The organism is Flavonifractor sp. An112 (assembly GCF_002161085.1).
Classification (GTDB): domain Bacteria; phylum Bacillota; class Clostridia; order Oscillospirales; family Oscillospiraceae; genus Flavonifractor; species Flavonifractor avicola.
Genome location: NZ_NFLU01000004.1, coordinates 127,482 through 152,987, shown reverse-complemented (window position 1 = coordinate 152,987; position 25,506 = coordinate 127,482). Strand labels below are relative to the sequence as shown.

Sequence of the window (25,506 nt, the reverse complement as noted above, 5' to 3'; positions counted from 1 at the left end):
GTATGGATGGGAAGGAATCTGTCATGAATATCTACGAATCCTCCGAAAACTACCTGGAAGCCATCCTCAGTCTCCGCCAGCGGCACGGTACGGTTCGCTCCATCGACATCGCCAATGAACTTCACTTCTCCAAGCCCAGCGTCAGCGTGGCTATGAAGAAGCTGCGGGAGAGCGGCTATATCGAGATGGACAAGGACGGACTCATCTCCCTCCTCCCCGCCGGAGAGGAGATCGCCAAGCGCATCTACGAGCGGCACCAGCTGCTTACCCAGTTTTTTACCTTCCTGGGTGTCAGCCCTGAGGTAGCCGCCGCCGACGCCTGCAAGGTGGAGCACGATCTCAGCGACGAGACCTTCCAGAAGATCAAGGAGCACGCTCTGGGCAACGGCGGGCTCTCCCAGCCCTAAGTGCCACCTATACCCTGTCATTCTGAAAAAATGGCCGCCAATGGCGGCCATTTTTCGTAGGAATCCTTCATCTGCCACAGGAGAAACAAGTATGACCTTCGCCCAATTCAAAAAAACCTACGGCCTGTGCCTGGATAAGCAGCAGGAGGCCGCCGTTCAGGCTGTGGACGGCCCGGTGCTGCTGCTGGCAGTGCCCGGCAGCGGAAAAACCACCGTACTGGTGAGCCGCATCGGCTATCTGGTGCTAGGCTTGGGTGTGGACCCTCGGTCCATCCTCACCATGACCTATACTGTCTCCGCCGCCCGGGATATGCGCCAGCGCTTTGCCTCCTTCTTTGGCCCCGAGCTGGCGGAACGGCTGTCCTTCCGCACCATCAACGGGGTATGTTCCTCCATCATCCGCCGGTGCGAACAGCTGGTGGACCAGAAGGCCTTCGATCTGCTGGAGGACACCGGGCGGCAGGCCGCCCTCATCGGGGAGATCTGCCGTAATCTCACCCAGGAATACGCCCCGGAGGCCACCATCAAGGCCATTCAAACTGCCATCACCTATGTAAAAAACCATCTTCCCGGCCAGATCGATCTGAACGACGTTGAGGTGGAGGGGGTGGAATTTCCCGCTGTCTATAAGGCCTACAACCAAGCTCTGCGGCAACGGCGGCTCATGGACTACGACGATCAGCTGGGCTACGCCTACCAGATCCTGCGGCGCTATCCCACCATTCTCCAGGAGTGGCAGCGCCGCTACCCCTACCTGTGTGTGGATGAGGCCCAGGACACCTCCCAAATCCAGCACGCCATCATCCGCCTGCTGGCGGGGAATCAGGTCCAGCTCTTCATGGTGGGAGACGAGGACCAGAGCATCTACGGCTTTCGGGCCGCCTGTCCCCAGGCTCTCCACTCCTTTGAGAACACCTATCCAGGTGCTCAGGTGCTGCTGCTGGAGCAGAATTACCGCTCCACCCGCCAGATCGTGGCGGCGGCGGACAAATTCATCCGGCTCAACACCCAGCGCCGCCCCAAGACCATGCACGCCGCCGGAGGCGACGGCCCGGCCATCCGGCAGGTAGAGGTGTACGACCGGCAGCGGCAGTATCAGTATCTGGCCAAGGTGGCGGAGAACTGCGATCAGGAGACGGCGGTGCTCTACCGGGACAACGACAGCGCCCTCCCCCTCATGGACCTGCTGGAGCGCTCCGGTACCCCCTATCGCTGCCGCCAGGTGGACAGCGGCTTTTTCACCCACCGGGTGGTGCGGGATGTGACCAACATCATCCGACTGGCCCAGGACCCCTGGAACGGAGAGCTGTTCCTGGACCTATACTACAAGCTGGGGGCGGGCATCAGCCGTGCCGCCGCCCAGGAGGCAGTCAGCCAGTGTTCTCCCACCGGGGAGACCCTGCTGGAATATCTGGCGGGCTGCTCCACCCTCTCTCCCTGGAGCCGCAAGCAGTGTAAAGCTCTTCAGACTCACATGAATAACCTGCTGGAGGAGCGGGCAGACAAGGCGGTATACCGCATCGTCCACTTCATGGGTTACGGGGCCTACCTGGAAGACCGGGGGGCAGACAACAGCAAGCTGCCCATTCTGGAAGCTCTGGGGGCCAACGAGCCCACCCCCGCCGGACTGCTTCAGCGGCTGGATGAATTGGAGGAGGTGGTACGCCGGGGCTCAGCCCACCCGGACTGTCCCTTCATTCTGTCCACCATCCACTCCAGCAAAGGCCTGGAGTACGACCGGGTGATTTTAATGGACGTGGCCGATGGACTACTGCCCAAGCTGCCTCCCACCCCCAAGGAGGACGAAACCGAGGAGAAGATCAACCAGCGGGAGGAGGAGCGGCGGCTCTTTTACGTCGGCATGACCCGGGCCCGGCAGGAGCTGTGGGTCATGACCTTCCGCCGTCCCGAGCTGGCCTCCACTTTTTCTTCCTTTCTCTTTCCGCAGGAAGAACCCCCAAAAAGAAAGGCTCCTGTCCGTAAAAGTCCCGATCCGGCGATCCTGTCCGCCCAGCTTGCCGCCGCCGCTAAGGACTATATCCCCGGCACCCGGGTACGCCACGCCCGCTACGGTCCCGGCCTGCTCACCACCCGGGACGGGGACCGGATCACCGTCCGCTTTGACGACGGCACGGTAAAGCCCTTCTCTCTCCCAACCGCCCTGGGCATGGGCCAGTTCACCCTGGAGGGCCACCGGCTGCCGTCGGGAGACTATGGTCAGATTGATGATTGACCGTCCAAAATTCAGGGCGCTATTTTTGTGGAAAACCACCTTTGAATGTCCCCATCCCATAAGTTATAATAAAAATACAACGTGTAGCTATCATCGGCGTAAATCCGGTTGATATCTGCACGTTGTTTCTTTTATACACTGAATGGGAGGAACTTATATGAAACGGATCAAAGCGGCGTGTGTTTGCCAGACCCTGCACTTTCAGCTGAAAGAAGGCGTAGAACACAACTTTGCGGTAGAGTCGGTCCGTCAGGAAGTAGCCTACTACAAAAGGCAGTTGGAGCGGAACGGCACCCAATATAAGATTTTGGAGGAGAATACGCTGCCCGACGGCTCCATCCTGCTGAAGATTATAAAGCAGTACAATCAAAGCCCGGTGGGCGATTATCTGAATTAAGAAAAGCGTGTGGCCAACGGCGTAAATCCAGCACTGGCCACACACTTTCTTTTGTTGGGAGGTCATTTGAAATGGAACAGGAACAGCGCTCCAATTCCTTCCTGGTCACCGACTCCATCGGGTCTTTGATGGCCCGGTACGCCGTGCCCTGCGTCATATCCCTGCTGGTGGCGGCCCTGTACAACATCGTGGACCAGATCTTCATCGCCAACGCGTCCTATCTGGGCTCCTACGGTAACGCCGCCAACACGGTGGTGTTTCCCCTGACCGTGGTAGCTCTGGCCATTGCCGTGCTCATCGGCGACGGCTGCTGTGCTCTGGTTAGCATCTGCCTGGGGGCCGGCGAGCACAAGCGGGCGGGCAGCAGCGTTGGCAACGCCGTGGTGCTCAGCCTCGCCGCCGGTCTAATCCTCACCGCCCTCTACCTCCTCTTCCAGGACCCTATCCTCACCATGTTCGGCGGACGGGTCAACGAGGAGACCTTCCTCCACTCCAAGGAGTATTTCTTCTACATCACCCTGGGCGTACCCTTCTATCTGTTCGGTCAGGCCATGAACCCCATCATCCGCTCCGACGGAAGCCCCCGGTTTGCCATGGCCTCCACCCTGGCGGGAGCGGTGGTCAACCTGATCCTGGACCCGGTGTTCATCTTCGGCTTTCAGTGGGGCATGATGGGAGCCGCCGTGGCTACCGTACTGGGCCAGATCCTCACTGCCGCCCTGGCTGTGTGGTACCTGTGCCATATGAAGGCGGTATCCCTGAACCGAAGCTGCTTCGCCCTCCAGTGGAACGTCATCGCAAAGTTTCTCTCCCTGGGGGTATGCAGCCTGCTGTCCCAGATCTCTCTGGTGGCAGCCATGGCTGCTATTAACAACATGATCCGGCAATACGGTGCCCTGGACCCCATCTTCGGCCAGACCCAGTACGCCCAGATCCCCATGGCAGTGGTTGGTATCGTCATGAAGTTCTTCCAGATCGTCATCTCCATCGCCGTGGGGCTTGCCGCCGGGTGCATCCCCATTGTGGGCTACAACATCGGCGCCGGGCGGAAGGACCGGGCCAGGAACCTCTTTACCCACCTGCTGCTGGCCGAGGCGGCAGTAGGCGCGGTAGCCCTGCTCATTGTGGAGCTCCTCCCCACCCAGCTCATCGCCATCTTCGGTGCCGCCAATGAGAGCAGCTATTACACCGAATTTGCCGTTAAGTCCTTCCGCATCTACCTGTGCATGATGATCCTGGCCTGCGTCAACAAGGGCACCTTCATCTACCTCCAGTCCCTGGGCAAGGCCCTGGCCTCCACTGCCCTCTCCATGATCCGTGAGGTGGTATTCGGCGTGGGCTTCGCCCTGCTGCTTCCCCGCTTTTTCGGCCTGGACGGCGTGCTCTACTCCATGCCGGTATCTGACCTGCTGACTTTTCTCATTGCAGTCGTACTCATCCGGTCCACCTACCGGGCCCTCAAGACCTGAAAAAGCGAAAAACGCCTGCGACTTTCGTCACAGGCGTTTTTGATCCTTACCTGGCTCGCAGCTCCCAGAAAGCTACGGCACTGGCCGCCGCCACGTTGAGGGAGTCCACCCCGTGGGACATGGGGATACACACGGTGTAGTCGCAGGCGGCGATTGTGTGATCCGACAGGCCGTCCCCCTCGGTACCCAGCACGATGGCCAGCTTGTCCTCCTGCCGCAGGCGTGGGTCCTCAATGCTGATGGCAGTATCGCTGAGGGCCATGGCCACTGTCTTAAAGCCCAGAGCATTCAGGCGGCTCAGCCCCGGCTGGGGCCACTGGGAGGGGTCGTCCCCGATACGGGTCCAGGGGATCTGGAATACGGTGCCCATACTCACACGGGCCGCCCGGCGGTACAGGGGGTCGCAGCAGGTAGGGGTAACCAGCACCGCGTCCATGTGGAGGGCGGCAGCGGAACGGAAGATGGCCCCCACGTTGGTGGAATCCACAATACCCTCCAGCACCGCCACCCGCCGGGCACCTGCGCACAGCTCCTCCACTGTGGGCAGCACCGGCCGCCGCATGGCGCACAGCACACCCCGGGTCACCTCATAGCCGGTGAGACCCTCCAACACTTCCCGGTCGGCGGTGTAGAGGGGCAGGTCACCGCACCGGGCCACCACCTCTTTGGCGGGCCCGTCGATCTTCTTGCGCTCCATCAGCAGGGAGAGGGGCTCATACCCGGCGTCCAGGGCCCGCAGGATCACCTTGGGGCTCTCGGCGATGAAGATGCCCTTCTCCGGCTCCAGCCGGTTGCGCAGCTGGGCCTCGGTGAGCCGGGCGTAGCAGTCCAGCTGAGGATCGGAATAGTCGGTGATCTCAATGATGTTGGCCATGGTGTCTCTTCTCCTGCCTTCTCTTCACCCTTCATTCAGAAGGTTGTTCTCTCTTGGTACAGAGTTATTTTTTATTATACCGCACCCGCTCGCCTGTGGCAACGCACATTCTTCCGGCGTTGGCTTTCTGTAAATTTTCTCCTGGCTATTTACAAAATTCGTCAAAGTGTTTAAAATAAGGATACTCCCATTGGGAGGACTAAGAGAGAGAACAGGAGGTCATATCATGTTCTGTAAGTATTGCGGTCGTCAGATCGCAGACGGCAGTCTGTTTTGCCCTGGCTGTGGAAACCAGTTGAATTCCGCGCAGGAAACACCGCCCCAGGCTGGGGCTTCCTCCTACCAGCAGACTCCCCCTACCCAGCAAACACCCCCCAGCCAGCCCGGCAGTTATCCCAACTACACTCCCACTACGCCCCCGCCTGTCGGCGGCTACCGTCCCAACGGCGGCTACCAGAGCCCCAGCAGCGTCTCCGCTTTCAACGGTTATCCCATGAAATGGTATAAATTTTTAATTTATTTTTCGCTGTTTGCATCTTGTGTGGGTGGTGTGATTTCCGGTATCCTTTTAATAGCCGGAAAAGCTTATGGAGAAGAGTCGGAGTTAATTTATCTCTTCTTCGGTGAATTGCGGATCGTTGATTTGCTTAGCGGAATTGTTATGATCGCGCTGGGTGTAATGGCCATTTTTGTCCGACAAAAATTGGTTCAGTTTCGGAAAGATGCCCCTTCCTACTTGCTTATATTTTTAAGTATTAGCACCGCACATTCAGCTGCCCGTCTGATTTTGACAGCCGCGTTGGCTGGCGACATCTTCTTTTCCTCTTCGCTTGCAGGTTCGTATGTATTGGGACTTGTACTTTCCGTATTGATGATTGCACTTAACAACGTCTACTTCAAAAAGCGCGCTTCCCTGTTTGTCAACTGATTTGTACCAAAAAAGCCGGATGGCATGGCCATCCGGCTTTTTTCTTTAATAGAGTACCCGGCGGACCACCGCCAGCAGGGGTTCGCAATCCTCCTCCCCCCGCAGCAGGGCGGTAATCAGCATGGAAAATACCAGTTCCACAAATCCCTCCGGGGTCAGGCGGCTGTCAAATACCGACTGGTTGACCTGTTCATCCTCCCGGAGCAGCCGGCACAGGGACTCCCGCAGCTGGCCCTGAACCCGTTCCATCATCCGGCGGCCCTCCACCTTGCCTTCCCCAGTAGTAAAGCCCATGGCATGGAGGGTCAGAAATCCCTGATAACGGCGGTTCCCCTCCTGTATGCTGTCATGCAGCCACTGGATTACCTTGCAAAAACGCTCCTCCCCCGTCAGATCCTCCGGTACATGGAAAAGTTCCTGCCATACGCTCTCCACCGTGGCCGCCACCAGCTCTGTCTTGGAGGGAAAATAGTTGTACAGCGATCCCACGGACACACCACAGCGTACCGCTACCGAGCGCATATGGATGGCGGACCACCCCTTCTCCTGAAGCATCAGGCGGCTGGCCTCCAGGATCTCGTCCCGGGAAATCACCGCATTCCGCATCAGACTCACCTCTCTTTGATCACCGGTCCGGCGGCATTACTCCAGCCGTGTCCCACAGGTGGCGCAGAACAGGCTGTCCCCATCTACCGGGCTGCCGCACTTGGGACATACCCGTCCGCTTTCGGCGGCAAGCGGCTCCATCTTGGCGCCGCAGCCGCCGCAGAAGGCGGAATCCGGTCCCACCTCTGCCCCGCACTCCGGGCAGATGCGGATGCCCTTGATCTGGCGGATCTGGGCCTGATACTGGGCAATCTGGGCATAGGCGGCCCGGATCCCTTCAATTTGAGCGGCATATTCATAGTCCGGGTCGTTCTGGTGTCGGTCATAGCAGGCCTGCCCCAGCTCCCGCAGCAGGGCAGCTGCCTGCCGCTCCTGCTCGGCAATGGCTCCGTTGAGCCGGGTCACCTCCGTAAAGTTCTTGGTGTGCCTGGCCACGCCCTGCCCTGCGTCGGACAGCCGCTTGCCGATCCCATCCAAAAACTGAGACATACTCATGCTCCTTTCTCCCCACCTCCAGGTGGGGCCTGGATTTGATTTCCCTCACAATATAACATAGCCGCCCCTCTTTTTCAACCGGATCAAACTGTCCGGTTCCCTCTTGACTTTTTCGCTTTAAAGCAGTAAAATACACAACGATACAATTTCCAGTTGGAAAAACATCCGCCTCCCCTACCCCGCTGTACGGAACCGGGAGGCGCAAAGGAGTCAGCTGTCATGGTTATCACAGACTTTCTGGAGCGCAATGCCCGGCTGTACCGGGACGAGCCTGCCCTGGTGGAGATCAACCCCTCGGAGGAGCGGGACAAGGCCACCACCTGGCGGGAGTTCAGCCTCATCGAGCGCAACCGTCCTGACGAGCCCTACCGCCGGGAGATCACCTGGGGCCAGTTTGACAAGAAGGCCAACCGCTTTGCCAACCTGCTGCTCAGCCGGGGACTGAAGCGGGGCACCAAGGTGGGCATCCTGCTGATGAACTGCCTGGAGTGGCTGCCGGTGTATTTCGGCATCCTGAAGGCGGGCTGTCTGGCCGTCCCCATGAACTTCCGCTATTCCTCCGACGAGATTCGCTACTGTCTGGATCTGGCCGATGTGGAGGCCCTGGTGTTCGGCCCTGAGTTCATCGACCGGCTGGAGCCCATCCTTCCCGATCTGGGCCGGGTGCGCCAGTGGTTCTATGTGGGCAACCACACCCCCGCCTTTGCTGAGAGTTATCGGGAGCTTGTCATGTACTGCACCATTGAGCCCCCTCCGGTCCATCTGGAGCTGAGCGATCTGGCGGCCATCTACTTTTCCTCGGGTACCACCGGCTTCCCCAAGGCCATTCTACATAATCACAAGGCCCTGCTCTCCTCCTGCCTCACCGAGCAGCACCACCACGGCCAGACCCATGAGGACGTATTCCTCTGCATTCCGCCCCTGTACCACACCGGCGCCAAGATGCACTGGTTCGGCTCCCTGGCCAGCGGCGGCAAGGCGGTATTGCTGCGAGGGGTGTCCCCGGAGTGGATCCTCCGAACGGTCACCGAGGAAAAGTGTACCATCGTGTGGCTGCTGGTACCCTGGGCCCAGGACATCCTGGATGCCATCGACAGCGGCCGGGTCAATCTGGACGACTACCTGCTGGACCAGTGGCGGCTCATGCACATCGGCGCTCAGCCGGTACCGCCCAGCCTGATCCACCGGTGGAAGAAGTTCTTCCCCCACCACCAGTACGACACCAACTACGGTCTGTCCGAGTCCATCGGTCCCGGCTGCGTCCATCTGGGGGTGGAGAACATCGACAAGGTGGGCGCCATCGGCAAGCCGGGCTATCTGTGGGCCGCCAAGGTGGTGGACGAGCACGGTGTGGAGGTGCCCCAGGGCCAGGTGGGCGAACTCATCGTCTGCGGCCCCGGCGTGATGCAGTGCTACTACAAGAACCCGGAGGCTACCGCTGAGGTCCTCAAGGGGGACTGGCTGTACACCGGCGACATGGCCGAGGTGGATGAGGACGGCTTTATCTATCTGGTGGACCGGAAGAAAGACGTGGTCATCTCCGGCGGCGAGAACCTGTACCCGGTGCAGATCGAGGACTTCCTGCGGAAGTTCGACAAGCTGAAGGACGTGGCGGTCATCGGCCTGCCCGATCCCCGGCTGGGCGAGATCGCCGCCGCCATTGTGGAGGTGAAGGAGGGTGTCTCCTGCACCGAAGAGGAGATCAACGCTTTCTGTCAGGAGCTGCCCCGGTACAAGCGGCCCCGGAAGATCATCTTCGACCATGTGCCCCGCAACCCCACCGGCAAGATCGAAAAGCCGGTGCTGCGGGAGAAATACTGCCACGGCCGTCTGGTGGAGGCCCAAATCTCCAACTGATCCAGTCAGCCGGGCAGCAAGGAGTGTTCCCCTGTGACCGATATGCTCATCAAAGTATCTCTACTTGTCCTGTTTTTCGCCGTCATGGTGGGCATCGGGCTGTACTGCCGCCGCCACACCACCAACGTCAACGGCTTCGTGCTGGGGGGCCGGTCGGTGGGCCCCTGGCTCACCGCCTTTGCCTACGGCACCAGCTACTTCTCCGCTGTGGTCTTTGTGGGCTACGCCGGTCAGTTCGGCTGGCGTTTCGGCATCGCCGCCACCTGGGCAGGCCTGGGCAACGCCTTTCTGGGCTCCCTGCTGGCCTGGGTGGTGCTGGGCCGCCGCACCCGCATCATGACCCAGCACCTGGACAGCGCCACCATGCCCGAGTTCTTCGGCCGCCGCTTTGACAGCAGCAGGCTGAAGATCACTGCCTCCGTCATTATCTTCATCTTCCTCATCCCCTACACCGCCAGCCTGTACAACGGCCTGTCCCGGCTCTTCGCCATGGCCTTCGACATCGACTACGCCGTGTGCGTGGTAGTAATGGCGGTGCTCACCGGGGTATATGTCATCGCCGGAGGCTATATGGCCACCGCCATCAACGACTTCATCCAGGGTATCATCATGATCTTCGGCATTATCGCCGTCATTGCCGCGGTGCTCAACACCCAGGGCGGTCTGACCGGAGCCCTGGACGCCCTGGCCCGGGTCAGCGACCCTGCCGTGTCCGATACCCCCGGCGTGTTCGCCTCCTTCTTCGGCCCCGACCTGCCCAGCCTCATGGGCGTGGTGGTGCTCACCAGCCTGGGCACCTGGGGCCTGCCCCAGATGGTGCAGAAGTTCTACGCCATTAAAAGCGAGTCGGCCATCACCAAGGGCACTGTGATCTCCACGGCCTTTGCCCTGGTGGTGGCGGGAGGCTGCTACTTCCTGGGTGGCTTCGGGCGGCTCTTCTCCACCCCGGAGACGGTGGCTGCCGAAGGCTACGACTCCATCATCCCCGCCATGCTCTCCGGTCTGCCCTCCATCCTCATTGCGGTGGTGGTCATTCTGGTGCTCTCGGCCTCCATGTCCACCCTGTCCTCTCTGGTGCTGGCCTCCAGCTCCACCCTCACCCTGGACTTCATCAAGGACAACCTCATCAAGGACATGGATGAGAAGCGGCAGGTCCGCTGGATGCGGGCCCTGGTGGTGGTGTTCATCGCCATTTCCGTGGTACTGGCCATTGTACAGTACCGGTCCAACCTGACCTTCATTGCCCAGCTTATGGGGGTGTCCTGGGGCGCACTGGCCGGGGCCTTCCTGGCTCCCTTCCTCTACGGGCTGTACTGGAAGCGCACCACCAAGGCCGCCTGCGCCGTATGCTTCCTCTTCTCCACCGTGGTCATGCTGGCCAATATCTTCGCCGGGGCCTGGTTCCCTCCGGTACTCCAGTCCCCCATCAACTGCGGCGCCTTCTGTATGCTGGCAGGCCTGATCATCATGCCGGTGGTCAGCCTGTTTACCCCCGCCCCCGGCCCCAGCCGGGTGAAGGAGATCTTTTCCTGCTATGAGCGCACCGTCACCGTGGCAGTCACCGACTCCATTGGTCCCAGGGACGATCTGGCAGAGGAAGGTCCTGTAAAAAAGATTTGACTTTACCAACAAAAAGTGATAAAGTAATACCGTTCAAATTTGCGAGAACGGAACCAGGTAGAGGCCGTTTCGCCGGAAAATCGTCGTCCTCTGCATCCGATGCAGAGGACGTTTTTTATTTTCCGATAGCCTCTGGAAAAGGAGAAATGCACCATGAAAACCCTGATGCTCGGCAACGAAGCCGTGGCCCGGGGCCTCTATGAGGCAGGCTGCGCCGTTGTCTCCAGCTACCCAGGCACCCCCAGCACCGAAATCACCGAGGCAGTAGCCAAGTTCCCCGAGGTGTACGCCGAATGGGCCCCCAACGAGAAGGTGGCCATGGAAACCGCCTTCGGCGCCTGTCTGGCGGGCAAGCGGTCCTTCTGCGGCATGAAGCACGTTGGCCTCAACGTGGCCGCCGATCCTCTGTTCACCATCGCCTATACCGGCGTTAACGCCGGCATGGTCATCGCCGTGGCCGACGATGCTGGGATGCACTCCTCCCAGAATGAGCAGGACTCCCGCCACTACGCCCGCTCGGCCAAGCTGCCCATGCTGGAGCCCGCCGACTCTGCCGAGGCTCTTGCCTTCACCAAGGCGGCCTATGAGCTGTCCGAGCAGTTCGACACCCCGGTGCTCCTCAAGATGTGCACCCGTGTGTCCCACTCCCAGAGCGTGGTGGAGACCGGAGAGCGGGTAGAGCCTCCCGCCCGTCCCTACGAGAAGAACCCCGCCAAGTACATCATGATGCCCGGCTACGCCAAGCTGCGCCACCCAGTGGTGGAGCAGCGCACCCAGGCCCTGGCTGACTGGGCGGAGAGCTGCCCCTTCAACCGGGTCGAGGCAGGCACCGACCACAGCATGGGTATCCTCACCTCCTCTACCAGCTACCAGTATGTAAAGGAAGTGGTGGGAGACAAGTACCCCGTCCTCAAGCTGGGCATGGTGTGGCCCCTGCCCTCCAAGCTGATCCGGGACTTCGCCGCCGGCGTGGACAAGCTGGTGGTGGTGGAGGAGCTGGACGGCTTCCTGGAGACCTGGTGCCGGGAGCTGGGCCTGGAGGTAGAGGGCAAGGCCTTCTTCTCCCTCATCGACGAGCTCAGCCAAAATAAGGTGGCCGCCAAGCTGGGTACCGCCCCTGAGGCGGGCAAGACTCTGGACGCCGCCATCCCCAACCGCCCCCCTGTCATGTGCGCCGGCTGCCCCCACCGTGGTCTGTTTTACACCCTTAACAAGATGAAGCTCACCGTGCTGGGCGACATCGGCTGCTATACTCTGGGCGCGGTGGCTCCCCTGTCCGCCATTGACTCCACCATCTGCATGGGGGCCTCGGTGTCCGGCATCCACGGCTTCCTGAAGGCCTCCGGCGGCCAGATGGACGGCAAGACGGTGGCGGTCATCGGCGACTCCACCTTCATGCACTCGGGCATCACCGGCCTGGTCAACATCGCCTACAACGAGTCCAACGCCACCGTTATCATTCTGGACAACTCCATCACCGGCATGACCGGCCATCAGCAAAACCCCACCACCGGCTTCAACCTGAAGGGAGACCCCTGCACCAAGATCGACCTGGAGTCCCTGTGCAAGGCCGTGGGTATCCGCCGGGTGCGGGTGGTGGACCCCTACGACCTGAGCCAGTGCGAGGCCGTTATCAAGGAGGAGCTGGCCGCCCCCGAGGCGTCGGTGGTTATCTCCCGCCGTCCCTGCGCCCTGCTGAAATACGTCAAGCACAAGGCGCCCCTGACGGTGGACACCGGCAAGTGCGTGGGCTGCAAGGCCTGCATGAAGATCGGCTGCCCCGCCATTTCGGTGACGGACGGCAAGGCCGGGGTGGATGCCACCCTGTGCGTGGGCTGCGGCGTGTGCCAGCAGCTGTGTAAGTTTGACGCCCTCCAGACGGGTGAGGAGGTGTGAACATGGATACGAAAAACATTATGATCGTAGGCGTAGGCGGCCAGGGTTCCCTGCTGGCCAGCAAGCTGCTGGGCCGTCTGCTTCTGGACCAGGGCTATGACGTGAAGGTATCCGAGGTCCACGGCATGAGCCAACGTGGCGGTAGCGTGGTCACCTACGTCCGCTTCGGCGACAAGGTATACTCCCCCATCATCGACCAGGGGGAGGCCGATTTCATCGTCTCCTTTGAGCTTCTGGAGGCCGCCCGCTACACCGCCTTTCTCAAGAGCGGCGGGCGCATCATCACCAACACCCAGCAGATCAACCCCATGCCTGTTATCACCGGCGCCGCCGCCTATCCCCAGGACCTGGTGGGCCAGATGAAGGAGGCCGGGGTGCTGGTGGACGCCATGGACGCCCTGGCTCTGGCCGAGGAGGCCGGTTCTCCCAAGGCGGTGAACCTGGTGCTCATGGGCCGTCTGTCCCGGTACTTTGACCTGCCGGAGGAGGCCTGGCAGCAGGCTCTGACCCGCAGCGTACCGGAAAAATTCCTGGAACTCAACCGCAAAGCCTTCCACCTGGGCAGAAATTCCTGAGCCGCGAGGAGAGAGAAGCATGGAGCGTTACTATCAGAAAGACATTGAGTGCGCCAGCCGGGAGCAGATCCGCGCCTGGCAGGATGAGCGTCTGGTCAAGCAAGTCCACAATGTATGGGACAACGTCCCCTACTACCGCAAGAAGATGGAGGAGAAGGGCCTGACCCCCGAGGACATCAAGGGTGTGGACGATCTGCACAAGCTGCCCTTCGTCACCAAGGCCGACCTGCGGGAGGCCTATCCCTACGGCCTGGTGGCCCGGCCTTTGAAGGACTGCGTCCGCATCCAGTCCACTTCCGGCACCACCGGCAAGCGGGTGGTGGCCTTCTACACCCAGCACGACATCGACCTGTGGGAGGACTGCTGCGCCCGCGCCATTACGGCCGCCGGCGGCACCAACGAGGACGTGTGTCAGGTGAGCTACGGATATGGCCTGTTCACCGGTGGCCCCGGCCTCAACGGCGGCTCCCACAAGGTGGGCTGTCTTACCATCCCCACCTCCTCGGGCAACACCGAGCGGCAGATCATGTTCATCCGGGACCTGAACGCCACCATTCTGTGCTGCACCCCCTCCTATGCCGCCTATCTGGCTGAGAGCATGAAGGAGATGGGCCTCACCCCCGACCAGATTCCCCTGAAGGCGGGTATCTTCGGCGCCGAGGCCTGGAGCCAGGAGATGCGGCAGAACATCGAGGAAACCCTGGGCATCAAGGCCTATGACATCTACGGCCTCACCGAGCTGTCCGGCCCCGGCGTGGCCTTTGAGTGCTCCGCCCAGAGCGGAATGCACATCAACGAGGACCACTTCATCGCCGAGATCATCGATCCCGAGACCGGGGAGGTCCTCCCCGAGGGGTCCAAGGGCGAGCTGGTGTTCACCTCCATTACCAAGGAGGCCTTCCCCCTGCTGCGCTACCGCACCCGGGACATCTGTGTGCTTCACCATGAGGACTGCCCCTGCGGCCGCACCCACATCAAGATGAGCAAGCCCATGGGCCGCAGCGACGATATGCTCATCATCAAGGGCGTCAACGTGTTCCCGTCCCAGATCGAGACGGTACTCATGGGCCAGAGCTTCGCCCCCAACTATCAGATCATCGTGGACCGGGTGAACAACACCGACACCATGGAGGTGCTGGTGGAGATGACCCCGGAGATGTTCTCCGACCAGCTGAGCCAGGTGGCTGAAAAGGAGAAGCAGGTTGTGGCCGCCCTCAAGGCCATGCTGGGCATCTACGCCAAGGTCCGTCTGGTGGCCCCCAAGTCCATCCAGCGCTCCGAGGGCAAGGCGGTCCGCGTCATCGACAAGCGGAAGATCTAAGAGAGGAGCAAGGTTATGACCATCCAACAGATTTCTGTCTTTCTGGAAAACCGGGCGGGGCAGCTGGCGGAGATCACCGCCATTCTGTCCGAACATCAGATCAATATGCGGGCCCTCCACATCGCCGAAACCAGCGATTACGGCGTGCTGCGCATGATCGTGGATCAGCCCCAGCAGGCCGCCTCCCTGCTGCTGGAACACGGCTTCATCGTCTCCATGACCCCGGTTGTAGCAGTGTTGGTACCCGACGAGCCTGGCGGCCTGGGCCGTATTCTGTCCCTGCTGGCTAAGGAATCCATTGATGTGGAGTACGTCTACTCGGTCTTTGGCCAGGTGGACGGCCAGGCCTGCATGATCTTCCGTGTGGCCGACGCCGTGGGGCTGGCCAGCCTGCTCCAGGCCAACGCCATGCCCCCCGCCCGGGGCGAGGCGCTGGGCGTCCATTAACGAGAAAAGCGAGGTTGAACTGTTATGCAGCCGTTGAGCAAGAAAACCCAGTATTTCACCGACTCCGTCATTCGCCGGATGACCCGCATCGCCATTGCCAACAACGCCATCAATCTTGCCCAGGGCTTCCCTGATTTCGACCCGCCCAAGGCACTGCTGGACCGGCTGGCTGAGGTGGCCCATGCCGGCCCTCACCAGTACCCCATCACCATGGGCGCCCCCAACTTCCGCCGGGCTCTGGCCAAAAAGTGCGGCCGCTTCATGGGCCGCACCCTGGACCCGGAGACCGAGATGGTGGTGACCATCGGCTCCACCGAGGCCATGGTGGATACCATTTTTGCCCTCACCAACCCGGGGGATAAGATTATCCTCTTCTCCCCCTATTTTGAAAACTACCATGCCCAGGCCCTCTTTGCCGACTGTGAGCCTATCTATGTGCCTCTGGTGCCCCCCGCCTTCGGCTTCGACGCCACTGTGCTGGAGGACGCCTTCAAGCAGCACCCCAAGGCCATCCTCATCTGCAACCCCTCCAACCCCAGCGGCAAGGTGTTTACCGAGGAGGAGCTGAAGCTCATCGCGGACCTGTGCATCAAGTACGATGTGTACGCCATTATGGATGAAGTATACGAGCACATCGTCTACGCCCCCCACAAGCACACCTATATGAACTCCATCCCCGGTATGTGGGAACGCACTGTGTCCTGCTCCTCCCTGTCCAAGACCTACTCCATCACCGGCTGGCGGCTGGGCTACGCCATCGCCCCCAAGCACCTGATGGACAAGATCAAGCAGTACCACGACTTCAACGCCGTGGGCGCCCCCTCTCCCCTGATGGAGGCCGCCATCGCTGGTCTGGAGATGCCCGACAGCTACTATGAGGAGTTCGGGGCCCACTACGCCCACATGAAGGAGCTCTTCACCAAGGGGCTGGACAACATCGGCATCCCCTACACCGATCCCCAGGGCACCTACTTCGTGCTGGCCGACATCGGTCCCTACCTGAAAAAGGGCCAGACCGATGTGGAGTTCTGCGAGGAGCTGACTCAGAAGGTGGGCGTGGCCGCCGTACCCGGCACCTCCTTCTTCATGGAGGACGTGCCCAACATCGTCCGCCTCCACTTCGCCAAGAAGGATGAGACCCTGCTGGAGGCCCTGGACCGTCTGTCCCACATCAAGGAGAAAATGGCCTGAGCCGGGAGGAATCCATGCGCATCATCATCTCCCCCGCCAAGAAAATGCGGGTGGACACCGACAGCTTTGCCCCCGAGGGCCTGCCCGCCTTTCTGCCCGAGACCGGGCGGCTGTTGGCGGCGCTGAAGGCCATGGACGGCCCCGCCCTGCAAAAGCTGTGGAAGTGCAATGACTCCATCGCCGCCCTCAATTTGGAGCGGCTGGCCCATATGGACCTGGAGGGCCGCCTCACCCCCGCCCTGCTGTCCTATGAGGGCATCCAGTACCAGTACATGGCCCCCGGCGTCTTTGATCGGGCACAGCTGGACTATGTAAAGGAACACCTGCGCATCCTCTCCGGCTTCTACGGGCTGCTGCGCCCCTTCGACGGGGTGACCCCCTACCGGCTGGAGATGGCCGCCCCCCTGAAGGTGGATGGACACAAGGATCTGTACGCCTTCTGGGGCAACAAGCTGGCAGAGGCCCTGGCCGCCCAGACCGATCTGGTGGTCAATCTGGCCTCCAAGGAATACAGCAAAGCGGTCTCCCCCCACCTGCCCCCCGCCGTCGCCTTCCTTACCTGCACCTTCGGGGAGGAGAAGAACGGCAAGGTGGTGGAGAAGGGCACTATGTGCAAGATGGCCCGGGGTGAGATGGTCCGCTGGATGGCGGAGCATCATGTCCAACAGGCGGAGGAGCTGCGAGATTTTGACCGGCTGGGCTACACCTTCTCCCCCGCCCATTCCGATCCCCAACACTATGTTTTCCTGAAGGAGGAACCCTGATATGCTGGAAGTGGGTACCGTCGCCCCCGACTTCACCCTCCCCGACAAGGAGGGCAACCCCGTCACCCTGTCCCAGTTCCGGGGCAAGCGGGTGGTGGTCTATTTCTATCCCCGGGACAATACCCCCGGCTGCACCCGGCAGGCCTGCGGCTACGCCGCCGCCTACGACGAATTCCAGGCTCTGGATACGGTGGTCATCGGCATCAGCAAGGACTCGGTGGCCTCTCACCAGAAGTTCGCCCAGAAGCACGAGCTGCCCTTCATCCTGCTGTCCGATCCGGAGCTGACCGCCATTCAGGCCTACGGCGTATGGCAGGAAAAGAAGAACTACGGCAAGGTGTCCATGGGGGTGGTCCGCTCCACCTTCGTTATCAACGCCGACGGCGTCATCGAAAAGGTGATGCCCAAGGTGAAGCCGGACACCAACGCCGCCGATATTCTGGCCTACCTGCGCGGATAAACCAAAAAGGTGCCCTCCATAGGAGGGCACCTTTTTTATCAGAAATTGTGGCTCTTCCTTCTGTGGGCCGGCATCTCTGCCCCAGCTCCTGCATGGCTGAGTACCGGCAGCAGCACAACCGCTACCACGATCCCCGTCAATCCCTGCACCACATTGAAGGGTACGCCTGCCAGTACTGCGGCGGCAGCGGCAATCAGGCTGCTGCCTGCCAGGGCCATCATTCCCACTTCATAGAGGAAATAACCGGCGACCATCACCGCTTCTGCCGGAATGCCGCACAAAATCACACGCAACGGCGGGGCGATGTGTTCCCGGCTCAGGCAAAGGCGATACAGGCTCCCGCCCACCAGCGCCGTCAGCGCCTTGATGGCAAAGGTCCCCGGCGCCCATGCCGTAAAGCCGCCGAACAGGTCGGCCAGCATTGACCCGATTCCGGCCGCCGCCGCGCCCAGCCCCGGCCCCAACAGAATACCGCAGATCAGCACCATGCTGTCACCCAGATGGACGTACCCCAGGGTCGGGGTGGGGATCCGGATCACCATGGTAGCCGCGGTGGTCAGTGCTGCAAGCAGCGCCGCCATGACCATACGTCTGGTTTTTTGATTTACCATACCGGAACGCCTTCCTTCTGTTTTTCTTCTGTGCCTCCAGTATAGTTCTAATCTGATCTTTTTAAAAGTATCAATTTTATTCTATTTTATAAGATCAGATTTACAAAACAGAAGCGCCCGCCGGCAATGCCGGCGGGCGCTGATTCCATAACTTATACCCGGGTCCAGGTGGTCCCTTCCTTGCTGTCCTTGATCTCCACGCCCATCTCCTTGAGCTGATCCCGGATGGCGTCGGCGGTAGCCCAATCCTTGGCCTTCTTGGCCTCCAGCCGCTGGGCGATGAGGGCCTCGATCTCCTCGGCCCCCTCCACCGGGGCGGCGGCCTTCTCCCGCTGGGCGGCGGCCTTCTCCAGCAGGGACAGGCCCAGCACCTGGTCAAAGCTGCCGATGAGGGAGCGCTTGGTGGCGTCGTTCACATCGGCCTTGAGCACATCGTACAGGGCGGTGACCCCCAGGGAGGTGTTCAGGTCGTTGCCCACCGCCTCGATAAAGGCGGCCTTATATTTGGCCGCGGCCTCCTGGTCCACCGGGGCGGGGTCATCGGACAGGGCGGCCACCCGGGCCACCAGCTTATCGTAGGCCACCTTGGCGTTGTCCAGGTTCTCCCAGGAGAACACCAGGCTCTTGCGGTAGTGGGACTGGAGGCAGAAGAAGCGGTAGACCAGAGGATCGTACCCCTTCTCCTCCAGCAGGGAGACGGTGAGGAACTCGCCTTTGGACTTGCTCATCTTGCCGTCGTTGGTGTTCAGGTGATGGACGTGCATCCAGTATTTGCACCAGGGATGGCCCAGATAGGCCTCCGACTGGGCGATCTCGTTGGTGTGGTGGGGGAAGGCGTTGTCAATGCCGCCGCAGTGGAGATCCAGGTACTCACCGGCGTACTTCATGGAGATGCAGGAGCACTCGATGTGCCAGCCGGGATAGCCCACGCCCCAGGGGGAGTCCCACTTCAGGGCCTGATCTTCAAACTTGGACTTGGTGAACCACAGCACAAAGTCGTTCTTGTTGCGCTTGTTGGTGTCCTCCTCCACGCCCTCGCGGACGCCCACCGCCAGGTCCTCCTCGTCGTGGTCGTTGAACACATAGTATTTCTCCAGCTTGGAGGTGTCGAAATACACGTTGCCCCCCGCCACATAGGCATAGCCGGTGTCCAGCAGCTTGGTAATGACCTTGATATAGTCGTCGATCATGCCGGTGGCGGGCTGCACCACGTCGGGGTACTTGATGTTCAGCTTCTTGCAGTCGGCAAAGAAGGCGTCGGTGTAGAACTTGGCGATCTCCATGACGCTCTTGCGCTCCCGCTTGGCGCCCTTCACCATCTTGTCCTCGCCGGTGTCGGCGTCGGAGGCCAGATGGCCCACGTCGGTGATGTTCATGATCCGCTTCACGTCGTAGCCGTCGTAGCGGAGGAACTTCTCCAGCACGTCCTCCATCAGGTAGCTGCGCAGGTTGCCGATGTGGGCGAAGTGATACACCGTGGGGCCGCAGGTGTACATGGTCACCTTGCCCGGCTCGTGGGGGACAAACTCTTCCTTTTTGTGGCTTGCGGAGTTATACAGTTTCATAGCAATTCGCTCCTTATTGATTTTGGCTTCTGGCCTGTTCATCCATCAGCTTTTCCAGCCACTCCAGCCGGGAGCTGATGGCCTGCAATTCTTTCTGCACCGGGTCGGTGACGTGGATCTGGTCCACGGAGGAGGCGTAGTCCACCTTCTCCCCGGCGATACGCACCACCCGGGCGGGCACGCCCACAGCGGTGGCGTTTGGCGGAATCTCGCTAAGCACCACCGCGTTGGCGGCGATGCGGGAGTTGTCCCCCACCTTGAAAGGGCCCAGCACTTTGGCGCCGGTGGACACCAGCACGTTGTTGCCCAGGGTGGGGTGGCGCTTGCCCTGGTCCTTGCCGGTACCGCCCAGGGTGACGCCGTGGTAGATGAGGCAGTCGTCGCCGATCTCAGCGGTCTCGCCGATGACGATGCCCATGCCGTGGTCAATGACGAACCGGCGGCCGATTTTGGCCCCGGGGTGGATCTCAATGCCGGTCCAGAACCGGCTCCACTGGCTGACGAACCGGGCCAGGAATTTCAGGTGGTGCCGGTAGAGAAAATGGGCCAGCCGGTGGTAGATGATGGCGTGTACGCCGGGATAGAGCAAAAAGATCTCCAGACGGCTCCGTGCCGCCGGGTCGCGGGCCTGATAGGCCCGCAGGGTCTCGCCGAGTCGGGTCAGGGAAAACACCTCCAAAGAAAAACGCCTCTTACGCATACGCATAAGAGGCGATAAAATCGCGGTTCCACTCTCATTTCTCACTCGAAGGCCGATGACGGGGCCAGCCGGGGGGCATCCACATCCCCCGCGCTCCCGGACGCACATTCTCCAGTTACTCCCTGGGACCGCTCTCAGCCGGTGACGTTCCCTCTCTGGCGGGTACTCGCTGGATACTATTTCCGTTCCTCGCGCTATTTGGTTACCATAGTATACTACCACGTTTTCCATTTGGTGTCAAGTCAACGAACACCCGGGTCATATTTGGCACAGAAGGCGGCCACGTCATCAAAGTCCCGCAGCCGCTCCTTCAGCTCCTCATGGCTCCAGTCCCACCACTGGATGCGCAGGAGGGCGGCGATGGTGTCCTGGTCGTACCGCCAGCCGATGTGTCGGGCGGGTACGCCCCCCACGATCTCATAGGGGGCCACGTCGTGGGTGACCACGGCACCCGCCCCCACCACCGCGCCGTGGCCCAGAGTGACCCCCGCCATGATAACGGCGTTGTGGCCGATCCACACGTCGTTGCCCGTGGTGACACGGTGGTTGTCCCGCCGCCATTGGAGCAGCGCCTGGTCGTCCGGCCCGAAGCCGTAGTGGGCGCAGCGGTAAGTAAAGTGGTGGGCCGCCGCCCGGGTCTTGGCCGGGTGCTGCACCGGGTTGATGCGCACGCCGGTGGCGATGGAGTTGAACTTGCCGATGTGGGAGTAGATCACATCGTTGGACCCGAAGAGGTAGGTATAGTCCCCCACATGGGTCTCCTCCACGATACAGTGGTCCCCCAGCTCCACATAGCGGCCAAAAGTGCAGTTTTTCACCACACAGGTGGGATGGATGAGGGGCCGGTCCTCCTCCAAAGTTCTGGTAAAGTCCAGCATTATACCTTACTCCAGTCGATAACGTCCTTATTTTTTACAAAATACTCGATACCGGAATAGATGGTGGTAGCCAAAATAATGGCCACGCATACCACATCCAGGGTCAGGTTGTGGAACACCAGCATAATGCAGATGCACACCATGGTGGAGGCGGTCTTGATCTTGCCCGACCAGGCGGCGGCAATGACCCTTCCCCGCTCCACGGCGATCAGCCGCAGGCCGGTAACGGCAAACTCCCGCACCACCACAATGAGAAGAGCCCAAGCGGGGAAACGGTTCATCTCCACGAACCACAGCAGGGCGGCCATGACCAGCATCTTGTCCGCCAGAGGGTCCATGAACTTGCCGAAATCGGTAATCATGTTGTAGTGACGGGCAATATAGCCGTCCACAAAATCAGTGACGCTGGCCAGGATGAACACAGCCAGGGCATAGTACATATGGAAGGGGAACTGGAGGTAGAGCACCACCAGAAAGACGGGGATGAGCAGTACCCGAAGCAAAGTCAGCTTATTGGCGGTATTCAAAACACGTCACTCCTCTATTTCCCCGGTCAGGTCACCATCGCTGGTACCGGTAATACGCACGTTGACAAAGGTCCCCGCAGGCACCAGACCGGCGGCGGTAAAGAACACCTTGCCGTCCACGTCGGGGGAATCGGCATAGGAGCGGCCAGCGTAGCAGCCCATCTCCTGGTCAAAGCCCTCGCACAGCACCTCCAGGGTCTCTCCCAGGCGGCTCTCGTTCCAGGCGTCCATCACCCGGCTCTGGAGCTCCACCAGCAGCTCCACACGCCGCTTGGCGGTATCCGGGTCCACCTGATCAGGCATGACGGCGGCGGGGGTCCCCTCCTCAGGAGAGAACTGGAAGATACCCGCCCGCTCAATACCGCTCTCCCGCAGGAAGTCACACAGCTCCTCAAACTCCTCCTCCGTCTCGCCGGGCAGGCCGCAGATGAGGGAGGTACGCAGCACCAGACCGGGCAGCCGCTCCCGCAGCTTCTTCAGCAGGGCGATGATCTCCGCCTTGGTGGAGCGCCGGTTCATGGCCTTGAGGATACGGTCATTGATATGCTGGAGGGGGATGTCAATATACTTGAGGATCTTATGCTCCCGGGCAATGACGTCGATGAGGGCGTCATCCAGCTCATCGGGGTACAGGTAGTGGAGCCGCACCCAGTGGAAGGGCAGCTTGCACAGCTCGGTCAGCAGTTCCGGCAGCATCCGCTTACGGTACAGATCGGTGCCGTACCGGGTGATGTCCTGAGCGATGACGATGAGCTCCTTCACCCCGTCGTCGGCCAGCTTCTTGGCCTCAGCCAGCAGTGACTCCATGGTGCGGCTGCGGTACCGGCCCCGGAGGGAGGGAATCACGCAGTAGGCACACCGGTTGTCGCACCCCTCGGCAATCTTCAGGAACGCGGTATAGGGGGGCGTGGAGACGATGCGCGCACCGTCCTCGATGGTATGGTCGATATCCCCGAAGTAGGTGGGGGTATCCCCTTCCATGACAGACTCGATAGCGGGCACGATGTCGGTATAACTGCCGGTACCCAGAATGCCGTCGATCTCGGGCAGTTCCTCCAGGATCTCATCCCGGTAGCGCTGGGTCAGACAGCCCGCCACCAGCAGCTTGCCCAGCTTACCCTGGTCCTTCAGGGCAGCCAGCTCCAAAATATTCTGGATGGCCTCGCTCTTGGCGGAATCGATAAAGCCGCAGGTATTGAGCACCGCCACATCGGCCCCCTCGGGGTCGCCGGTAACGGTATGGCCGGCAGCCTTCACCAGGGCCATCATCTGCTCGGTATTCACCAAATTCTTGGCACAGCCAAGGGATACAAATGCAATCTTCAAGAGACTGCCTCCTTATACGATGGTATATCTGCCCTCCCGGCGGGGAGGCATTTTGGGCTGCTGATCGGGATAGCCCAGGGTAATGGCCGCCACGAATTCTCCCTTGTCAGGAGCGAACCGCTCCTGAAAGGCGGGGCCGAAGCCCATCCGCTGGGGCGCGGACAGCCAGCAGGAGCCGATCCCCTTGTCCCAGGCAGCCAGCAGTACATTTTCAATGGCGGCGGACACGCTCTGCATGGCGCCGTCCCGGTCTGGATAGTCAGGTTTCAGGAAGAACACCAGTACACATACCGGCGCCCCTCCCAGAGTGGACAGGAACTTGTTGGTGATACCCACCTGCTCCGGGTTGCGGGCAAAGCGCTGCTCCAGCACCGGGGTGAACTTCTCCACTACCCCGCCCATGATGGTCTTGACCTCCTCCAGAGCTTCGGGGCTCTGAACGGCTACAAAGTACCAGTGCTGCAGGTTGATAGCGGACGGGGCAGCCAAACCGGCCTCCAGGATGTCCTTCAAATCGGCCTCCGGAATGGGGTCGGCCTTATAGCGGCGGATGCTGCGGCGGGTCATCAGGGCTTCGCGGGTATCCATCAGAATTCCTCCTCCAGTGCCCCGCCGTACCGGCGCAGGCCCTCTTTGATATCCTCCCACCGGAACCCCCGGCGGGCCAGGGCGTTGGCCGCCCGTTGATAACTTTTGGGGTCGGCGAGATCCGCCCCACGGAGTTTTTTCTGCAAAAAAGCGTCAATAGCGTCGTCAGGAGCCTCCAGATCCTCCAGGGCTTCGTCCCAATAGTCCCGGGGCACACCTCGGCGATAGAGTTCGTCCCGGATGCGGGCCGGGCCCCAGCCCTTGGCAGCATAGTGGTCGGCCACCGTACGGGCATAGGCCTCATCGTTCAGGTAGCCCAGCTCCTCCAGCCGGTCGGCCGCCGCTTCAGCGGTCTCCCGGTCAGCCAGCGGCTCCTTCTCACGGTTCCGGGGCCGGGCAGTCAGCTTGTCCACCAGTTCCTTCCGGGACAGGGGTCGGGCAGCCAGCAGGTCCAGAGCCTTGTCCCGCACAGCGGCGGCTTTGGCAGCCCGTTCCACCTGCTCTAACTGCTCCTGGCTCAGCTCCAGGCCTGAGCACAGCCCAAAGGCGACGATCTCATTTTCTGTGATGCGGAGGATGGTCCCATCCTCCAGGTGGCACAGCCAGCGGCCTTGAATGCGCTCCGAGGGGGCCAGCTTACTGATCCGCATCCTCGAAGTCCTCGGCGGATACATCCACCGCCCGGCCAGCAGCACGGGCAGCGGCCCGGGCCTGGCTGCTCATCAGCTTGTAGGAGTTCTTCCGAATGTCGGCCTCCAGCCGATCGCATACCTCCGGGTTGTCCTTCAGGTACTGCTTGGCAGCATCCCGGCCCTGACCCAGACGGGTCTCACCCATGGCAAACCAGGAACCCGACTTCTGAACCAGGTCCAGCTTGGTGGCCAGATCCAGGATCTCGCCCACCTTGGAGATGCCCTCGCCGTACATGATGTCAAACTCCGCCTCCTTGAAGGGAGGAGAAACCTTGTTCTTGACCACCTTGACCCGGGTACGGTTACCAATGATCTCAGAGCCATTCTTCAAAGACTCCACCCGGCGCACATCCATACGGACGGAGGCATAGAACTTCAGAGCCCGGCCGCCGGTGGTGACCTCCGGGTTGCCGTACATAACGCCCACCTTTTCGCGCAGCTGGTTGATAAAGATGACCACGCAGTTGGTCTTGGCAATGGAGCCGGCCAGCTTCCGCAGAGCCTGGCTCATGAGGCGGGCCAGCAGGCCCACATGGGAGTCGCCCATGTCGCCCTCGATCTCGGCACGGGGGGTCAGGGCGGCCACCGAGTCCACCACCACCACGTCGATGGCGCCGGAGCGGACCAAGGCTTCACAGATTTCCAGGCCCTGCTCGCCGGTGTCGGGCTGGGAGATAAGCATGGAGTCGATGTCCACGCCCAGAGCCCGGGCATAGTAGGGATCCAGGGCGTGCTCGGCGTCGATAAAGGCCACCTCGCCACCCCGCTTCTGGGCCTCGGCCACAATGTGGAGGGCCAGGGTGGTTTTACCGGAGGACTCGGGGCCATAGATCTCAATGATACGTCCCTTGGGGACGCCGCCGATGCCCAGGGCCAGGTCCAGGGACAGAGAGCCGGTAGGGATGGCCTCCACCACAATGTCGGCGTTGTCGCCCAAGCGCATGATGGAGCCCTTGCCGTAGGCCTTCTCGATCTGGGCCATGGCGGTCTCCAGCGCCTTTTTCTTGTCAGAGGCGGGAGCGGCGCTCTCCACCACAGATTTCTTCTTGTCTGCCATGTATCCTTTTCATCCTTTCACG

26 protein-coding genes are annotated in these 25,506 nt (G+C 61.0%); 14 read left to right on the top strand and 12 right to left on the bottom strand.

The genetic code is table 11. From position 1 onward, the window contains the following. Nucleotides 1–23 precede the first annotated feature (23 nt). The 4 genes from B5E56_RS05200 (at nucleotide 24) to B5E56_RS05185 (ending at nucleotide 4,506) form a co-directional block, all read left to right on the top strand. Nucleotides 24–407 (top strand): metal-dependent transcriptional regulator, encoded by a 384-nt coding sequence (locus B5E56_RS05200; RefSeq protein ID WP_087388919.1) that lies wholly within the window; start codon nucleotides 24–26, stop codon nucleotides 405–407. Nucleotides 408–498: 91 nt separating this feature from the next. Further along, a complete protein-coding gene (locus B5E56_RS05195) occupies nucleotides 499–2,640 on the top strand; it encodes an ATP-dependent helicase (RefSeq protein WP_087388918.1) in 2,142 nt (713 codons plus the stop codon). A 157-nt stretch (nucleotides 2,641–2,797) separates the two neighbouring features. Then, complete coding sequence (locus B5E56_RS05190; protein ID WP_087187138.1) at nucleotides 2,798–3,037, top strand: hypothetical protein; 240 nt, start codon at nucleotides 2,798–2,800, stop codon at nucleotides 3,035–3,037. 71 nt (nucleotides 3,038–3,108) lie between these two features. Next, entirely contained in the window at nucleotides 3,109–4,506 is a 1,398-nt protein-coding gene (locus tag B5E56_RS05185) for an MATE family efflux transporter (protein ID WP_087388917.1), read from the top strand. A gap of 46 nt (nucleotides 4,507–4,552) precedes the next feature. Here the strand turns inward: B5E56_RS05185 and B5E56_RS05180 are convergent, their stop codons facing one another. Beyond that, complete coding sequence (locus tag B5E56_RS05180) at nucleotides 4,553–5,380, bottom strand: TrmH family RNA methyltransferase (RefSeq protein ID WP_087328057.1); 828 nt, start codon at nucleotides 5,378–5,380, stop codon at nucleotides 4,553–4,555. 226 nt (nucleotides 5,381–5,606) lie between these two features. Here B5E56_RS05180 and B5E56_RS05175 point away from each other — a divergent pair, with 226 nt between their 5' ends. Then, complete coding sequence (locus B5E56_RS05175; protein WP_087187141.1) at nucleotides 5,607–6,308, top strand: zinc ribbon domain-containing protein; 702 nt, start codon at nucleotides 5,607–5,609, stop codon at nucleotides 6,306–6,308. 45 nt (nucleotides 6,309–6,353) lie between these two features. On the opposite strand, the gene B5E56_RS05170 is transcribed toward B5E56_RS05175, so the two are convergent. After that, nucleotides 6,354–6,914 (bottom strand): TetR/AcrR family transcriptional regulator, encoded by a 561-nt coding sequence (locus tag B5E56_RS05170; RefSeq protein ID WP_087388916.1) that lies wholly within the window; start codon nucleotides 6,912–6,914, stop codon nucleotides 6,354–6,356. A 36-nt stretch (nucleotides 6,915–6,950) separates the two neighbouring features. Further along, entirely contained in the window at nucleotides 6,951–7,403 is a 453-nt protein-coding gene (locus B5E56_RS05165) for a zinc ribbon domain-containing protein (RefSeq protein WP_158098669.1), read from the bottom strand. A 225-nt stretch (nucleotides 7,404–7,628) separates the two neighbouring features. On the opposite strand from B5E56_RS05165, the gene B5E56_RS05160 reads away from it, so the two are divergent. The 9 genes from B5E56_RS05160 (at nucleotide 7,629) to bcp (ending at nucleotide 17,540) form a co-directional block, all read left to right on the top strand. Continuing rightward, a complete protein-coding gene (locus B5E56_RS05160) occupies nucleotides 7,629–9,266 on the top strand; it encodes a class I adenylate-forming enzyme family protein (protein ID WP_087187144.1) in 1,638 nt (545 codons plus the stop codon). A gap of 42 nt (nucleotides 9,267–9,308) precedes the next feature. After that, entirely contained in the window at nucleotides 9,309–10,886 is a 1,578-nt protein-coding gene (locus B5E56_RS05155; protein ID WP_087388984.1) for a sodium:solute symporter family protein, read from the top strand. A 153-nt stretch (nucleotides 10,887–11,039) separates the two neighbouring features. Beyond that, entirely contained in the window at nucleotides 11,040–12,782 is a 1,743-nt protein-coding gene (iorA, locus tag B5E56_RS05150) for an indolepyruvate ferredoxin oxidoreductase subunit alpha (RefSeq protein ID WP_087388914.1), read from the top strand. A gap of 2 nt (nucleotides 12,783–12,784) precedes the next feature. Continuing rightward, nucleotides 12,785–13,357: an indolepyruvate oxidoreductase subunit beta gene (locus B5E56_RS05145; RefSeq protein ID WP_087388913.1), complete on the top strand. Its 573-nt coding sequence runs from the start codon at nucleotides 12,785–12,787 to the stop codon at nucleotides 13,355–13,357. Between the two features lie 19 nt (nucleotides 13,358–13,376). Beyond that, nucleotides 13,377–14,678, top strand: coding sequence for a phenylacetate--CoA ligase family protein (locus B5E56_RS05140; RefSeq protein WP_087388912.1), 1,302 nt, complete (start codon nucleotides 13,377–13,379; stop codon nucleotides 14,676–14,678). Between the two features lie 15 nt (nucleotides 14,679–14,693). After that, nucleotides 14,694–15,125, top strand: a complete 432-nt coding sequence (locus tag B5E56_RS05135; RefSeq protein ID WP_087187148.1) for an ACT domain-containing protein — start codon at nucleotides 14,694–14,696, stop codon at nucleotides 15,123–15,125. Nucleotides 15,126–15,149: 24 nt separating this feature from the next. Beyond that, nucleotides 15,150–16,316 carry a pyridoxal phosphate-dependent aminotransferase gene (locus B5E56_RS05130; protein ID WP_087388911.1) on the top strand — a complete coding sequence of 389 codons (1,167 nt, stop codon included), beginning with the start codon at nucleotides 15,150–15,152 and terminating at the stop codon, nucleotides 16,314–16,316. Between the two features lie 14 nt (nucleotides 16,317–16,330). Beyond that, nucleotides 16,331–17,080, top strand: coding sequence for a peroxide stress protein YaaA (gene yaaA / locus B5E56_RS05125; RefSeq protein WP_087388910.1), 750 nt, complete (start codon nucleotides 16,331–16,333; stop codon nucleotides 17,078–17,080). A 1-nt stretch (nucleotide 17,081) separates the two neighbouring features. Beyond that, complete coding sequence (gene bcp / locus B5E56_RS05120) at nucleotides 17,082–17,540, top strand: thioredoxin-dependent thiol peroxidase (protein WP_087388909.1); 459 nt, start codon at nucleotides 17,082–17,084, stop codon at nucleotides 17,538–17,540. A 38-nt stretch (nucleotides 17,541–17,578) separates the two neighbouring features. Here bcp and B5E56_RS05115 read toward each other — a convergent pair whose 3' ends face one another. From B5E56_RS05115 to recA, 9 genes are all read right to left on the bottom strand, one after another. Then, the gene (locus B5E56_RS05115; protein WP_087388908.1) at nucleotides 17,579–18,151 is read right to left on the bottom strand and encodes an ECF transporter S component; all 573 of its coding nucleotides are present in this window, start codon (nucleotides 18,149–18,151) and stop codon (nucleotides 17,579–17,581) included. Nucleotides 18,152–18,303: 152 nt separating this feature from the next. Next, the gene (gene cysS, locus B5E56_RS05110; RefSeq protein ID WP_087388907.1) at nucleotides 18,304–19,716 is read right to left on the bottom strand and encodes a cysteine--tRNA ligase; all 1,413 of its coding nucleotides are present in this window, start codon (nucleotides 19,714–19,716) and stop codon (nucleotides 18,304–18,306) included. Nucleotides 19,717–19,729: 13 nt separating this feature from the next. Next, the gene (gene epsC, locus B5E56_RS05105; protein WP_191433340.1) at nucleotides 19,730–20,416 is read right to left on the bottom strand and encodes a serine O-acetyltransferase EpsC; all 687 of its coding nucleotides are present in this window, start codon (nucleotides 20,414–20,416) and stop codon (nucleotides 19,730–19,732) included. A 242-nt stretch (nucleotides 20,417–20,658) separates the two neighbouring features. Beyond that, nucleotides 20,659–21,294, bottom strand: coding sequence for a DapH/DapD/GlmU-related protein (locus B5E56_RS05100; RefSeq protein ID WP_087388906.1), 636 nt, complete (start codon nucleotides 21,292–21,294; stop codon nucleotides 20,659–20,661). Continuing rightward, nucleotides 21,294–21,821 carry a CDP-diacylglycerol--glycerol-3-phosphate 3-phosphatidyltransferase gene (pgsA, locus tag B5E56_RS05095; protein WP_087266262.1) on the bottom strand — a complete coding sequence of 176 codons (528 nt, stop codon included), beginning with the start codon at nucleotides 21,819–21,821 and terminating at the stop codon, nucleotides 21,294–21,296. Before pgsA ends, B5E56_RS05100 begins: the two co-directional genes overlap by 1 nt. Before the next feature lie 6 nt (nucleotides 21,822–21,827). After that, complete coding sequence (gene rimO / locus B5E56_RS05090) at nucleotides 21,828–23,147, bottom strand: 30S ribosomal protein S12 methylthiotransferase RimO (RefSeq protein ID WP_087187353.1); 1,320 nt, start codon at nucleotides 23,145–23,147, stop codon at nucleotides 21,828–21,830. A 12-nt stretch (nucleotides 23,148–23,159) separates the two neighbouring features. After that, a complete protein-coding gene (locus tag B5E56_RS05085; RefSeq protein ID WP_087266264.1) occupies nucleotides 23,160–23,735 on the bottom strand; it encodes a nitroreductase family protein in 576 nt (191 codons plus the stop codon). Beyond that, complete coding sequence (locus B5E56_RS05080) at nucleotides 23,735–24,385, bottom strand: regulatory protein RecX (protein ID WP_087388905.1); 651 nt, start codon at nucleotides 24,383–24,385, stop codon at nucleotides 23,735–23,737. Before B5E56_RS05080 ends, B5E56_RS05085 begins: the two co-directional genes overlap by 1 nt. Further along, entirely contained in the window at nucleotides 24,372–25,484 is a 1,113-nt protein-coding gene (recA, locus tag B5E56_RS05075; RefSeq protein ID WP_087187356.1) for a recombinase RecA, read from the bottom strand. Before recA ends, B5E56_RS05080 begins: the two co-directional genes overlap by 14 nt. Between the last annotated feature and the right edge of the window lie 22 nt (nucleotides 25,485–25,506).